Source organism: Leclercia sp. GHBNCSD, assembly GCF_055805075.1.
Map to the genome: position 1 here is coordinate 4166645 of NZ_JBQVYO010000001.1, position 14395 is coordinate 4181039.

General features: G+C 56.7%; 14 protein-coding genes. 11 read left to right on the forward strand and 3 right to left on the reverse strand.

The genetic code is table 11. From position 1 onward, the window contains the following. Positions 1-35: 35 nt before the first annotated feature. Positions 36-1544 carry a carboxylesterase/lipase family protein gene (locus tag ACT3IC_RS19910; protein ID WP_103179736.1) on the forward strand — a complete coding sequence of 503 codons (1509 nt, stop codon included), beginning with the start codon at positions 36-38 and terminating at the stop codon, positions 1542-1544. Here ACT3IC_RS19910 and ACT3IC_RS19915 read toward each other — a convergent pair. Further along, positions 1531-2373 (reverse strand): LysR family transcriptional regulator, encoded by an 843-nt coding sequence (locus ACT3IC_RS19915; protein WP_156654574.1) that lies wholly within the window; start codon positions 2371-2373, stop codon positions 1531-1533. The genes ACT3IC_RS19910 and ACT3IC_RS19915 overlap by 14 nt on opposite strands. Positions 2374-2483: 110 nt before the next feature. Between ACT3IC_RS19915 and ACT3IC_RS19920 the strand changes: the two genes are divergently transcribed. The 4 genes from ACT3IC_RS19920 to rimL all read left to right on the forward strand — a co-directional run bounded on the left by ACT3IC_RS19920 (position 2484) and on the right by rimL (position 6992). After that, positions 2484-3653 (forward strand): pyridoxal phosphate-dependent aminotransferase, encoded by a 1170-nt coding sequence (locus ACT3IC_RS19920; protein WP_156654573.1) that lies wholly within the window; start codon positions 2484-2486, stop codon positions 3651-3653. An 11-nt stretch (positions 3654-3664) separates the two neighbouring features. After that, positions 3665-4438: an ABC transporter substrate-binding protein gene (locus tag ACT3IC_RS19925; RefSeq protein WP_103179733.1), complete on the forward strand. Its 774-nt coding sequence runs from the start codon at positions 3665-3667 to the stop codon at positions 4436-4438. A gap of 248 nt (positions 4439-4686) precedes the next feature. Then, positions 4687-6342 (forward strand): glucan biosynthesis protein D, encoded by a 1656-nt coding sequence (locus tag ACT3IC_RS19930; RefSeq protein WP_103179732.1) that lies wholly within the window; start codon positions 4687-4689, stop codon positions 6340-6342. 101 nt (positions 6343-6443) lie between these two features. Beyond that, positions 6444-6992 carry a 50S ribosomal protein L7/L12-serine acetyltransferase gene (gene rimL / locus ACT3IC_RS19935; RefSeq protein WP_103179731.1) on the forward strand — a complete coding sequence of 183 codons (549 nt, stop codon included), beginning with the start codon at positions 6444-6446 and terminating at the stop codon, positions 6990-6992. Here the strand turns inward: rimL and ydcK are convergent. Continuing rightward, positions 6987-7967, reverse strand: a complete 981-nt coding sequence (gene ydcK / locus ACT3IC_RS19940) for a YdcK family protein (protein ID WP_159339367.1) — start codon at positions 7965-7967, stop codon at positions 6987-6989. The two genes, rimL and ydcK, sit on opposite strands and share 6 nt — an antisense overlap. Before the next feature lie 122 nt (positions 7968-8089). Between ydcK and tehA the strand changes: the two genes are divergently transcribed. The 5 genes from tehA to ACT3IC_RS19965 all read left to right on the forward strand — a co-directional run bounded on the left by tehA (position 8090) and on the right by ACT3IC_RS19965 (position 11256). Beyond that, entirely contained in the window at positions 8090-9094 is a 1005-nt protein-coding gene (tehA, locus tag ACT3IC_RS19945; protein ID WP_103179729.1) for a dicarboxylate transporter/tellurite-resistance protein TehA, read from the forward strand. Continuing rightward, a complete protein-coding gene (tehB, locus tag ACT3IC_RS19950) occupies positions 9091-9687 on the forward strand; it encodes a tellurite resistance methyltransferase TehB (protein ID WP_159339366.1) in 597 nt (198 codons plus the stop codon). Before tehA ends, tehB begins: the two co-directional genes overlap by 4 nt. Positions 9688-9966: 279 nt before the next feature. Then, positions 9967-10458 carry an Hcp family type VI secretion system effector gene (locus tag ACT3IC_RS19955; protein WP_103179727.1) on the forward strand — a complete coding sequence of 164 codons (492 nt, stop codon included), beginning with the start codon at positions 9967-9969 and terminating at the stop codon, positions 10456-10458. Between the two features lie 10 nt (positions 10459-10468). After that, positions 10469-10825: a tlde1 domain-containing protein gene (locus ACT3IC_RS19960; RefSeq protein WP_103179726.1), complete on the forward strand. Its 357-nt coding sequence runs from the start codon at positions 10469-10471 to the stop codon at positions 10823-10825. Then, positions 10822-11256, forward strand: a complete 435-nt coding sequence (locus ACT3IC_RS19965; RefSeq protein ID WP_159339365.1) for a hypothetical protein — start codon at positions 10822-10824, stop codon at positions 11254-11256. Before ACT3IC_RS19960 ends, ACT3IC_RS19965 begins: the two co-directional genes overlap by 4 nt. Before the next feature lie 79 nt (positions 11257-11335). Here ACT3IC_RS19965 and pepT read toward each other — a convergent pair whose 3' ends face one another. After that, positions 11336-12565, reverse strand: a complete 1230-nt coding sequence (pepT, locus tag ACT3IC_RS19970; protein WP_159339364.1) for a peptidase T — start codon at positions 12563-12565, stop codon at positions 11336-11338. A 115-nt stretch (positions 12566-12680) separates the two neighbouring features. On the opposite strand from pepT, the gene ACT3IC_RS19975 reads away from it, so the two are divergent. After that, a complete protein-coding gene (locus ACT3IC_RS19975) occupies positions 12681-14273 on the forward strand; it encodes an ABC transporter substrate-binding protein (protein ID WP_156654568.1) in 1593 nt (530 codons plus the stop codon). Positions 14274-14395: the final 122 nt, after the last annotated feature.

The window sequence follows — 14395 nt, forward strand, 5'->3', positions numbered from 1 at the left end:
ACTCTGCGGGGATGTGATAGCAACTGAAGGTCGATATGGAAAACGTCTCTTCCCCGATAGTGACCACGTGCCAGGGCGATATCTGCGGCATAACCGATGGCGATGTACAGGTCTGGCGCGCCATTCCCTATGCCGCGCCGCCGGTGGGCACATTACGCTGGCGTTCGCCGCAGCCGGTGGCAAGCTGGCAGGGCGTGCGCCAGGCCACCACCTTTTCGCCCTCAAGCTGGCAAAGCAGCGAGTACTGCCAGCAGTTGGGTGGGGGCGATCCGGGCCGTTTCTCGGAGGATTGCCTCTATCTGAACGTCTGGTCGCCGATGGAACGTGCCGCGCCGCTGCCGGTAATGGTCTGGCTGCACGGCGGCGGCTTTACCATTGGCGCAGGCGGGCTGCCACCCTACGATGGTAAAGCGCTGGCCCAGCGCGGGGTCGTGGTGGTGACGCTCAACTACCGGCTCGGCCACCTGGGCTTTTTTGCCCATCCGGCGCTGGCGGGAGAAGAGGAGCGGGTGGTACACAATTTTGCCCTGCTCGATCAGATAGCGGCCCTGGAGTGGGTGCGCGACAACATTGCTGCCTTTGGCGGTGATCCGGCGAACATCACCCTGTTTGGTGAATCTGCCGGGGCGCGGAGCGTGCTGTCATTGCTCGCCTCGCCGCTGGCAAAGGGGCTGTTTCATAAGGCGATAATCCAGAGCGGCTACACCCTGCCGGACACGCCCCGGGAGCAGGCGCTTAAAAAAGGCGAGGCGTTGGCGGCCCATTTTGGGCTGGAAAACGCCACCGCAGAGCAGTTGCGGGCGATCCCACCTGAGGCTTTCTGGCCGCTGACGGCACCGCACAACATAGCCCCCGCGCCGATCCATGGGGATTGTGTGTTGCCGGAGCCGATGCTGGAGGTCTTTTTTGCCGCCCGCCACCATCCGGTGCCGATCATGGTCGGTTCCAACAGCGATGAAGCGAGCGTGATGGCGGTGTTTGGCATCGATCTCGCCGGACAGATCCAGAAGCTGCGCCGGGAGCGGCGGCTGGGACTGGGGCTGATCAAGCTGCTCTATCCCGGCGTCAAAGACGATACCGAACTGGGGCGTCAGGTATGCCGCGATATGGCCTTCACCACCCTGGGGTTTGTCGTGATGCAGGCCCAGCAGCGGGTAGGGGAGCCGTGCTGGCGCTACTGGTTCGATTATGTAGCCGAAGCCGAACATGCCACTTACATCAACGGGGCCTGGCATGGCAACGAGGTGCCGTATGTGTTTGATACGCTTACCCTCGCCGAGCCTGCCCGACAGTATGTTAATGCCAACGACCTGGCCTTTGCCGCCCAGGTTGCCGACTACTGGGTCAACTTTGCCCGCCATGCCAGCCGGGAGTGCGACACGCTGAATGGCCCGACGCGCTGGCCTGCCTGTCACCGCAGGCGGGACGTTTTGCTACGTATCGGAGTGAATAAACATGCGGGATTTAAGCTTGAAAACCGATTTATGCGCGCCCGCATGGTGCTGTTTAAACGGGTGATGAAACACCACGTCAGCCTGGATTAAGCAGACACGCGCGAAAGGCGGCCAGCCCCGCCGCTTTGCCGCGCGACTCCCGCAGCACCAGCCGGTAGCTGGCGCCGGTTCTTACGCTGCTGGCATAGGGCCGCACCAGCCGCCCGGCGCGGATATCCTCCGCCACCAGCGTCTCGTCGGCAATGGCGACGCCCAGCCCCTGAATAGCGGCAGTGATCGCCAGATCCATGGTGTCGAAGTGTTGATTTTTGTGCATGGCAGGCGGCTGTACGGCCTGTTTCTCCAGCCACAGCGACCAGTCGGTTTTATCCCGCGTCGGGTGCAGGTAGGTAAGCGACTCCACCGCTGTGCCCTGGCGCAGGGGACTTAATACCGGTGTTAATGCCTCTTCAAACAGCAGATCGCCCGCGCTCAGATGGGTGCCAAAGACAATGGCGGCATCATAGGATTCGGTTTTGAAGTTGACGCTGTGTTCATTGGTGGTGGTCAGGGCAATCTGCAATTCAGGCTGCTCGCGCTCCACCTGCAACAGCCGCGGTACCAGCCAGCGCATGGCGCAGGTGGGCACCTTCAGGCGCACCACGGTTTGTTGCGCCCGGGCCTGGTCCGCCACCGTGAGAAAGTGTTCATACGACGCGCGCAAATCCGGCAGCAGGGCGCTGCCCTGAGAGGAGAGACGCAGCCCGCGGGCGTGGCGCTCAAACAGCGGAAAACCAAACCAGCTTTCCAGCGCGGCGATCTTACGGCTCACCGCCCCCTGGGTCAGGCAGAGCTCTTTTGCCGCATGGGTCAGATTCAGATGTCGGGCGGTAACAATAAACGCCTCAACGGCAGTGAGCGGGAATGCGCGATGCGACACAGAACCTCCAGGTATGATTTTTTATCATGGCTATTATGACAACAATTCGATTGTCGCCACAATAGCGTTCAGGTTGAATAGTTATGCACTATTCACCAGAGGAAATTCCGATGACGCTGCGTACTCCGATACAACCCCGATCCAAACTGCCGGACGTTGGCACCACGATTTTTACCGTTATCGGTCAGCTCTCCGCTGAACACAATGCCATCAACCTTTCTCAGGGGGCGCCGAATTTCGACTGCGATCCCGCGCTGGTGGCAGGTGTCCACCGCGCCATGCAGGCGGGCCACAACCAGTACGCGTCCATGACCGGGCTGGCGTCGCTGAAGGAACGCATCGCCGATAAGATCGCCTCCCTCTACGGTACGCAGTACGATCCTGCCAGCGAAGTGTTAGTTACCGCCAGCGCCAGCGAAGGGCTCTATTCGGCCATCAGCGGGCTGGTGCATGCTGGTGATGAGGTGATCTACTTTGAGCCGTCGTTCGACAGCTACGCGCCGATTGTCCGTCTGCAGGGCGCCACGCCGGTAGCCATCAAGCTGACGGTGCCGGATTTTGCCGTTAACTGGGATGAAGTGCGCGCCGCTATTACCTCGCGCACCCGGATGATTATTGTCAACACGCCGCATAACCCGAGCGGGCAGGTCTTCTCGGCGGAGGATCTGGCGCAGCTTGCGGCGATCACCCGCAACACCGATATCATTATTCTCTCTGACGAAGTGTACGAGCACGTGGTGTTTGACGACGTGCCGCATCACGGCATGGCTACCCATCCGGGGCTGGCGGAGCGCAGCGTGATCGTCTCGTCGTTTGGCAAAACCTACCACGTCACCGGCTGGCGCGTCGGCTACTGTGTCGCCCCGGCGCCGTTGATGGATGAGATCTGCAAAATCCATCAGTTTTTGATGTTCTCTGCCGATACCCCTATGCAGTATGCGTTTGCTGAACATATGGCCGATCCGCAAACCTGGCTGTCGCTGGCGGCGTTCTACCAGCGCAAACGCGATCTGCTGGTCAACCTGCTGGCCGACTCACCGTTCCGCCTGCTGCCGAGCGCAGGCTCCTTCTTCCTGCTGGCGGATTACCGCCACTTCAGCGATGAACGCGACAGCGAGATGGTGAAACGGCTGATTGTTGATTACGGTGTTGCCACGATCCCGCTCTCGGCGTTCTATACCGACGGGACAGATAACAAATTAATCCGTCTCTCTTTTGCCAAAGATGAGGCGACATTACGGGCAGGTGCGCAGGCCCTGTGTCGGGTAAAACCACGCTAAGGAGTTCAGATATGAAAGTAAAAGCCTTCGTTGTCGGCCTGGGGTTGCTGTGTTCGTTTTCCTCACTTGCCGCAACCGAATTACGTTACGGCGTAGAAGCTGAGTATCCGCCTTTTGAGAGCCGTAACGCCTCGGGTGAACTGGAAGGGTTTGATATTGAGCTGGGGAACGCAATTTGCGCGGCGGCGGCCCTGAAGTGCAGCTGGGTTGAAACCTCGTTTGACGCGCTGATCCCGGGGCTGGTGGCGAAGAAATTCGACGCCATCAACTCGGCGATGAACATCACCGACCAGCGTCGCCAGAGCATCGACTTCACCCAGCCGATCTACCGTATTCCATCTCAGCTGGTGGGCAAGACCGGTAGCGCGGTGGACGCCACCCCGGAAGGGCTGAAGGGCAAGACCGTGGGCGTGTTGCAGGGCTCCATTCAGGAAACCTACGCCAAGGAGCACTGGGAAAAACAGGGTGTCACCGTGGTGTCGTATAAAGATCAGAACATGGCCTGGGGCGATCTGCTGAATGGCCGTATTGACGCCTCGCTGGTGATGTCTGCCGCCGGACAGGCGGGCTTCCTGAGCAAGCCACAGGGGAAAGGCTTTGGCTTTATCGGTAAGCCGGTCGCCGATGACACCATCCTGGGCAGCGGGATCGGCTATGGCCTGCGTAAAGGCGATGAGGCCACCAAAAAGCAGCTTGATGCCGCCATTGATAAAGTCCGTGCTGACGGCACTATCGACAAGCTTGCGCAGAAGTACTTCCCGGGCATCGATGTCAGCGTGAAATAATCATCTTACGCTAAGCCTCCGACGATGATGTCCGTCGGGGGCTTTTTTAAACATAACTTTACCTCCGTTTCAGGCAATTCCCCTCGACAGAAAATTCTTTCGCGCTTTGTTCATATTCTCGCCTGCCAACAATTGGATTCTTAACCGTTTTTGTTTAGGCTGTGCCCTTTTAATGATGTTCTTTCTTGCCGTTGTTTCGCCTTAAGCGAAACCCACCACCCCACGACCATAAGGACGTTTTTCCAGGCATGAATCGCAGACGTTTTTTAAAAGGATCTCTGGCCGTCGCCGCAGTAAGCGGAACTTCCGGTTTCGCCGCACTCTTTTCCCAGGCGGCCAGTGCAGCTGAATCGGATATTGCGGACGGCACCAGCCGCCGTTTCGACTTTTCTGTGCTGCAATCCATGGCTCACGACCTGGCGCAAACACCGTGGGGTGGTGCGCCGCGTCCGCTGCCGGATACGCTGGCAACACTGACACCGCAGGCTTATAACAGCATCCAGTACGATCCAAAGCAGTCGCTGTGGAACAACATCGAAAACCGCCAGCTTGATGTGCAGTTCTTCCACGTCGGGATGGGCTTCCGCCGTCGGGTGCGCATGTTCTCCCTGGATAACCAGACCGCCCAGGCGCGTGAGATCCACTTCCGCCCGGAACTCTTCAACTACCACGACGCGGGGGTCGATACTAAGCAGCTGGAAGGGCAGAGCGACTTAGGCTTCGCCGGTTTCCGCGCCTTTAAATCGCCGGAGCTGGCGCGCCGCGATATCGTCTCTTTCCTCGGCGCGAGCTACTTCCGCGCGGTTGACGACACCTATCAGTATGGGCTCTCCGCCCGCGGCCTGGCGCTGAACACCTACGCCGACAGCACCGAGGAGTTCCCGGACTTCACCGCCTTCTGGTTTGAAACCGTTAAACCCGGGGCGACCACCTTCACGGTCTACACCCTGCTCGACAGCCCGAGCATCACCGGGGCCTATAAGTTTGTGATCCACTGCGAGAAGACCCAGGTGATCATGGATGTCGAAAACCATCTCTACGCCCGTAAAGAGATCCAGCAGTTGGGTATTGCCCCGATGACCAGCATGTTCGCCTGCGGCAACAACGAGCGCCGCGTCTGCGACACCATTCATCCGCAGATCCACGACTCCGATCGTCTGGCGATGTGGCGCGGCAACGGCGAATGGGTTTGCCGCCCGCTGAATAACCCGCAAAAGCTGCAATACAACGCCTATACCGACAAAAACCCGAAAGGTTTTGGTCTGCTCCAGCTTGACCGCGACTTCTCCCACTATCAGGACATCATGGGCTGGTACAACAAGCGCCCAAGCCTGTGGGTTGAGCCGCGTAACCAGTGGGGCAAAGGCACCGTCGGGCTGATGGAGATCCCGACCACCGGCGAAACCCTGGATAACGTGGTCTGCTTCTGGCAGCCGGAAAAACCGGTGAAGGCGGGGGATAAACTGAACTTCCAGTACCGTCTCTACTGGAGCGCCAGGCCGCCGGTCCGTTCCCCGCTGGCAAACGTGCTGGCCACCCGTACCGGCATGGGCGGCTTCCCGGAAGGCTGGGCCCCTGGCGAGCACTATCCGAAGGTGTGGGCGCGCCGTTTTGCGGTCGATTTTGTCGGCGGCGATCTGAAAGCGGCCGCGCCAAAAGGGATCGAGCCGGTAATCACCCTCTCCAGTGGCGAAGCGAAGCAGATTGAGATCCTCTATGTGGAGCCGTTCGATGGCTATCGCATCCTGTTCGACTGGTACCCGACCAGCGATTCGACCGATACGGTGGATATACGGATGTTCCTGCGCTGTCAGGGCGAAGCGATCAGCGAAACCTGGCTGTATCACTATTTCCCGCCCGCGCCGGATAAACGTCAGTATGTAGACGACCGCGTAATGCGTTAAGCCTTTGCCGGGTGGCGGCTGCGCCTTACCCGGCCTACGAACTGCACCAAACCGTAGGCCGGGCAAGCGCATGCGCCGCCCGGCGTTGCAGAGGAAGCACGATGACCACACCAACTGAAGAGATCATTCCCGTCAATGCGCATATCGAACTGCGTGCCGCCGACGAGCGTTACACCTCCGAGCTGCATAATCTGGTGATCAAAAACCGGGCGTGGTTACAGGACTACCTTAACTGGCCGCAATATGTCGGCACCGAAGAGGACACCCGCCAGAACATTCAGAGCAACCAGATGCTGCATCAACGGGGTTACGCCAAGATGTTCCTGATTTTTCACGATAATGCGCTGGTGGGGGTGCTGTCGTTTAACGCCATCGAGCCGCTGAATAAAACCGGCTATATCGGCTACTGGCTGGATGAAGCGCATCAGGGGCAGGGTATTTTGTCCCAGGCACTGGAGGCCTTTATCCGCCACTACGCCGGACGCGGAGAGATCCGCCGTTTCGTCATCAAGTGCCGCGTTGACAACGCCGCCAGCAATCAGGTGGCGCTGCGCAACGGCTTTGTGCTGGAAGGGTGTCTGAAAGAGGCGGAATTCCTCAACGGAGGCTATGACGACCAGAACATCTATGCCCGGATCTGCACCTCATAATGCACCAATCAGCGGCGTGCGGGTGATATGCTGCGCGCCGTTAATCACCTTCTCACCGCGCAGGTGGATCATCTCGCCTTCCGCCGCCTCAATCACCGCGTCATCGGTAATCTCAATATGATGCTCGATCAGCACTTCCCCGCGAATGCGTGCCCGACCCTGAATCACCACTTTGTCATCTATTAAAATCGGTCCGCCGCGTAGCCAGGCTTCGCCGCCAATCAGCACATGGTGTTTAATCACGCAGTTGCCCTCAACCAGGGCATTTTCCGCCACCTGGGAGCTGTAGCGCAGGGTAGGGATGGCATCCTCCTCCAGCCCCGCGAGCAGGCGCGCGTTGCCGTACACTTTGGCGCAGTCGCATACCCAGACGTTGTTCACTTCGTTGCCTTCGATCAGCGCGTTGTCAAAAATTTCAGCGCGATGCTCAACAAAGGCGTAGCTGACATTGGCGTTGCCGTAGATCTGCGCCTGATGTACCACCCGCGACTGGCTGACCGTGGCCTCGCCAAAAATACGCAGGATCTGCTCATTGTCCGGGGTTAACCCTTTAGCGGCGATCACCATGCTGTTGTGCAGGATGCGGGCATTACCAAACAGATGGCATTCACCACGCACCACCGAAGACTGAACGGTGACGTTGTCACTTAAGCGCGCGCCGTGGCCGATCTCGGCTCCGTCAACCCATGCGTTATCGCCGACAGACGCCTGATGACTAATTACGCATGGCCGGGTAAGGCGCGCGTTACCGCTCACCTGTGCCCCGGCAAAGACCACGCTGTTCTCGTCGTAGATCCAGCAGTCATCCTCCTGCGAGAGCGCCGATTGGTCATCGATCCAGCCCCCCCGGGTGCCGCTTTTCACATCGCTGAAATCACGCGCGGCGATAATCTGGCGTACTTTTACCGCTGTTTTGGTCTCGCCATCCTGCCAGTGGTGCAGACGGCTCTCTTCGCTGAGTTGATATTTATTCATCACTGTGTCCGCAGTTGTCCTCTTTACTAACCGTAGCAAACTTTGGCTTGATCGAAAGAGTGGCATCGGCAAATGAAACTCCTTAAACTAGCATTTCAAATATAATTTATAGCTTAAAAAAAATGTACAAGACTCAACCCGCTGAACGCGTTCTTAATTTGCCCGCTGGCTACTACGGTATGGTGCTGGGTACGATTGGTATGGGCTTCGCCTGGCGCTATGCCAGCACCATCTGGCCGGTGCCGCACTGGCCGGGGGAGATGCTGGTGTTGCTGGCGATGACGATCTGGCTGCTGTTAACCGTGGCGTTTATCACCCGCGCGGTGCGGTTTCCCGGCAGCGTCCTGGCGGAGATGCGTCATCCGGTAATGAGCAGCTTTGTGAGTCTGTTCCCGGCCACCACCATGCTGGTGGCGATTGGCTTTGTGCCCTGGTATCGCCCGCTGGCGCTGGCCTTGTTCAGCGTGGGCGTGGTGGTGCAGTTGAGCTATGCGGCGTGGCAGTCCGCCGGGCTGTGGCGCGGCAAACATCCGGAGGAGGCGACCACCCCGGGGCTCTACCTGCCGACGGTGGCTAACAACTTTATCAGCGCCATGGCCTGCGGCGCACTCGGGTTTCACGATGCCGGGCTGGTGTTTCTCGGCGCGGGGGTCTTCTCCTGGCTGAGCCTGGAACCAGTGATACTGCAACGGCTGCGCAGCGCGGGTGAACTGCCTGCGCCAATGCGCTCATCTCTCGGTATTCAGCTGGCCCCTGCGCTGGTGGCCTGTAGCGCGTGGCTCAGCGTCAACGGCGGCGAGGCGGATACCTTTGCCAAAATGCTGTTCGGCTATGGCCTGTTGCAATTACTCTTTACCCTGCGGCTGATGCCCTGGTATCTGTCGCAGCCCTTTAATGCTTCATTCTGGAGCTTTTCGTTCGGCGTCTCGGCGCTGGCCACCACCGGCTTGCATCTGGGGCAGAGTAGCCCGTCCGGTTTCTTTCACGCCATCGCCATTCCGCTCTTTATTTTTACCAATGCCATCATTGCGCTATTACTGGTGCGTACGTTTATCCTGTTGATGCAGGGGAAACTGTTGGTTCGTGCAGACAAAGCAACGCTTATGCAAGCTGAGGAAAAAGAATGACTGTGTTTGATGAGAACTACTTTACCGAAAAATATGGCCTGACCCGTACCCACTCCGAAGTGCTCTACAGCGCCGGGATTGTTAAGCCGGGCAAGACGCTGGATCTCGGCTGCGGCAACGGGCGAAACAGCCTCTACCTTGCGGCGAACGGCTTTGACGTCACCGCGTGGGATAAAAGTCCGATGGGCATCGAGAATATCGAGAGCATCAAGGCGAAAGAGGGGATCACTAACCTGCAGACGGCGGTCCAGGATATCAACATCCTGCGCTTTGACGGCGAATACGATTTTATTCTCTCTACCGTGGTGATGATGTTCCTGCAGGCGGAAACCATCCCCAATCTTATCGACAACATGCAGCGCTGCACGAAACCCGGCGGCTATAACCTGATTGTGGCCGCAATGGATACCGACGATTATCCGTGCAACGTCGGCTTCCCGTTCGCGTTTAAAACCGGCGAGTTAAGCGACTACTATGCGGGCTGGGAACTGCTGAAATATAACGAGGAGGTGGGCGAGCTGCACCGCACCGACGCCCAGGGGAACCGCATTAAGCTGCGTTTTGCCACGATGCTGGCGCGTAAGCCGACGTAACCGTTCTTGCCCGGCGGCGCAGGGCTTGCACGGGCCTGTAATACCGTAGGCCGGGTAAGGCGCAGCCGCCACCCGGCCTATCCGCGAATACAATAGTAAATAGGTTCGTTATCAGACCCCGGTCAGGTTTTTCCGGTCTTTTTTATTTGCATCAAGGAAACATCAGATCGTTTTATGTACCGTCGCACAAAAGTTGACGGATGATTTTTTAAGCTATAGCGTGGACTGGCATGTAAGTGCATAACATTACAGGATTTTCTTAAATGGAGTTTAACTCAAATGGCAATTCCGGCGTATTTATGGCTTAAAGACGACGGTGGTGCAGATATTAAAGGTTCTGTCGACGTCTACGGGCGTGAAGGCAGCATAGAAGTCATCGGCCTCAATCATGGCGTAATGCAACCCACCGACAAGCACAACGGCAAGGCAACCAGCCTGCGTGTACATTCTCCCTACTCATTCGATAAAGAGATCGACGCCTCCAGTCCCTATCTCTACAAGGCCGTTAGCACGGGCCAGAAGCTTAAATCCGCTGAGTTGAAGTTTTACCGCATTAATGACGCAGGACAAGAGGTGGAATACTTTTCAACTCTTATGGAGGGCGTAAAGGTTGTCAGCGTCTGCCCAATGATGCTGGATGTCAAAGATCCAGATTATGAGAAACATAATCACATTGAGCTGGTGGAGCTGTTGTATGAAAAAATAACGTGGCGCTATGCCGATGGTAACATTATGCATGCAGACAGCTGGAACGACCGTAAGACGGCATAAGGAGAAGGTAATGGGATGGAAGTATGAGCAGTCGACTGGCAAGATGTATAAAGATGGCAAGCTAATCGAGACCGGCTACTCCGGCGCACTCACCAATAAAAACAATCCTGACCGTCAGCATGTCAGGGGATTGGGACCTATACCAAGAGGGACCTATAAAATCTCAGGGCATTCAAATTCAAAAGGACCGGTAACTATCATTCTTGAGCAAGTCACCGGCGAGAGCTTTGGTCGCTCAGCGTTTCGTATACATGGCGAACGAATCGAAGGACCTGCAGGGTTCGCATCTGCAGGCTGTATTATTCTTTCGTTGTCGACACGTCGGCAGATAATCCGCGACAGCACCGATCTGGAGGTGGTGCGATGAAGTGGCTGGCCGTTTTACTGCTAGCGATTATCTCACTTCCGGCAATGGCTGAAGAAACAGATTGGCCTTCCGCTCTGCACGGCGTGGCTGCTGGCGAGGCGGAGTGGATTGAACAGATCCCGGTGCTGGCTGCAATGGCTGACGTTAAGCAGGCTCAACAACTTGAAGACGCGATGGCCTTAGCCTTGTCAACGAACACCACCGTTACGCTCCGGGTGCTGCAAACCATTGATGCTGGAAAATGGCCGCACATGATTGGTAGCGACATCATCTGTACCCCTCCGACCGAGAAATCAGCGGTAGAGATCGAGGCGTTCTACCAGCGTACGCGGCAGGCGTTACTGAAAACGAGCGATGGCGCTAAATGTCTCTGGATACTCGAAGCATCCTGGGAAGAGCTTAAAGCAGATAATAACCGTCAGGTTAAATAAAAAATTAACCCGGTCATGTCATGACCGGGTTCTCCAGTTTGCGCACGCTAAGTGAAAACCGAATAAAACGCCAACCCGCTTAACGTGCCGCCAGCAGACAGAGCCGCAGCGCCGTGTTGTACGACGCCTCGAATGATTTCAACGGTAAAAACTCAAATTTTGAGTGGAAGTTATGGGCGCCGGTGAAGAAGTTCGGGGTTAACAGCCCCTTCGCCGAGAGCGCTGCACCGTCGGTGCCGCCGCGCATTGGGGTCGGTTTTGGCGTGATGCCTAAACTTTCCATCGCCTCGAACATCAGGTCGATTGCCCGGCGATCGTCACCTACCGCATTGCTAATGTTGCTGTAGGTATCTTCGATATGCCAGCTTACCTGCGCGGTGGGGTGTTGAGCGGCAATCTTCTCCGCCACTTCGCCAATTTGCGCCTTACGGGCGGCAAAACTCTCACGGTCGAAATCACGAATGCTCGCCTTCAGCAGCGCCTCGTTCTGTCCGGCCTGAATGCCGTTAAACCAGATATAACCTTCCCGGCCCTCGGTATGCTCCGGGGTTTGCAGGCGATCGAAATGGTTGATGTAGTCGGTTGCCATCAGCAGCGGGTTCACCAGCACGCCCTTCGCCGACATGGGGTGCGCCGTCACGCCGGTAAAGCGAATCTCCGCTGCCGCCGCGTTGAAGTTCTCGTAAACAATCTCCCCCAGCTCGCAGCAGTCGATGGTCCAGGCGAAATCGACATCAAAACGGGCCAGATCCAGCGCTTTCGCCCCGCACAGGCCAATCTCTTCGTCCGGCACAAAGGCCACCACGATATCGCCATGCTTATGCTCAGCGGTAAGGTTCTCCAGCAGCGTCATCACCACCGTCACCGCCGATTTGTTGTCGGCGCCCAGTACGCTGGTGCCGTCGCTGAAAATGATCTCTTCATTGGGGTAAGCGAGGATTTCAGGATGTTCGCTGACCCGCAGCCAGATATCTTTTTCTGCATTCAGGCAGAGATCATCTCCGGTAAAGGTGAGGATCTGTGGATGAATATCCGGTGACAAACCGACGTCAACGGTATCGATATGGGTGATAAAACCGATTCGCGGCGCGCCGGGAACATTGCCCTTTTTTACCGCGGTGACGGTGGCAAATTCGTCGATCACGATCTCCGACAAACCCAGCGTTTGCAGCTCTGCGGCCAGCATCCGTGCCATCTCATGCTGGCCGGGTGTGGAGGGCAGGGTTTTCACCTTTGGGTCGCTCTGGCTGGTGACAGCCAGGTAGCGAAAGAAGCGTTGGGTTAATTGTCTGGCGAGCGCAGAAGCCATGGTGGATCCTTCTTTATTTGAGTTATCAGGTGTTTGCGAAATCACTTTAATGATATTTATGGTTTGGCACGACAAAAAATTCATTAGCCGTCAAATTAAAAGACAGGAAAACGCGATGAAAAGCAACCTCACAAAACTGGCGCTAACCGTCGCCGCGCTGACGGTCAGTTCCACCGTTGCCGCTAAAACGCTGGTCTATTGTTCCGAAGGATCGCCTGAGAACTTTAACCCGCAACTCTATACCTCCGGCACCAGCGTGGATGCCAGCGCGGTGCCGGTCTATAACCGGCTGGTGGATTTTACGCCGGGCACTACCGATCTGGTGCCAAGCCTGGCCGAAAGCTGGGAAGTGAGCGAAGACGGCAAGGTCTACACCTTCCATCTGCGCAAGGGGGTGAAGTTCCAGAGCAACAAGCTGTTCACTCCAACGCGAGACTTTAACGCCGATGATGTGATCTTCTCGTTTATGCGACAGAAAGATCCGAAGCATCCTTATCACAACGTCTCTAACGGTAACTATTCGAATTTCGAAAGCCTGGAGTTTGGCAAGCTGATTACCGCCATTGATAAAGTGGACGATCACACGGTGCGCTTCACCCTGGCGCATCCGGAAGCGCCGTTTGTCGCGGACTTAGCGTGGTACTTCGCCTCGATCCTCTCCGCTGAGTATGCGGATGCGATGATGAAAGCCGGCACGCCAGAGAAGGTGGATATGGAGCCGATTGGCACCGGGCCGTTTAAGCTGGCGAAATACCAGAAAGACTCGCGCATTCTGTTCACCGCCTTCCCGGAGTACTGGCAGGGTAAAGCAAAACTGGATCGTCTGGTGTTCACTATCGTCCCGGACGCTTCAGTGCGCTTCGCCAAGCTGGAGAAAAACGAATGTCAGGTGATGCCGTTCCCGAACCCCGCCGACCTGCCGCGGATGAAGGCCAACAAAGATCTTAACCTGATGAGTAAGGCCGGGCTGAATACCGGCTTCCTGTCGTTTAACACCCAGAAACCGCCGCTGGATAATGTCAAAGTGCGCCAGGCGCTGGCGATGGCGATTAACAAACCGGCTATTATCGAGGCCGTATTCCAGGGGACCGGAACGGCGGCTAAAAATCTGCTGCCGCCGGGCGTGTGGAGCGCGGACAGCGAGTTGAAGGACTACGATTACGATCCTGAAAAGGCCAAAGCCCTGCTGAAAGAGGCCGGCTTTGCCAACGGGATGACCATCGACCTGTGGGCGATGCCGGTGCAGCGTCCGTACAACCCCAATGCCAAACGGATGGCCGAGATGATTCAGGCCGACTGGGCAAAAGTTGGCGTGCAGACCAAAGTCGTCACCTACGAGTGGGGGGAATACCTTAAGCGGGTGAAGGGGGGCGAGCATCAGGCGGCCCTGATGGGCTGGACCACGGCCACGGGCGACCCGGATAACTTCTTTGGTCCGCTCTTTACCTGTACCTCGGCCAACGGCGGTTCTAATTCCGCGAAATGGTGCTATCCACCATTTGATAAAATTATTGCTGAAGCTAAATCTATTACCGATCACGATAAACGGGTGGCGTTATATAAACAGGCGCAACAAATGATGCACGATCAAATGCCTGCGGTAATGATTGCGCACTCCACTATTTTCGAACCCGTCCGTAAAGAGGTGACTGGCTATGAAATAGACCCGTTCGGTAAACATTTATTCTGGCAAGTGGATATAAAATAATCATTTAATGCTGCCCGTTATCGTTACGGGCACTCTTTTTTCAATTTGTGCTGTTTTCCTCATTTTTTGTCACTTTTTTTCCGGCCAACTTTTGCTATAACTTCACTTGCATATTTGCACTT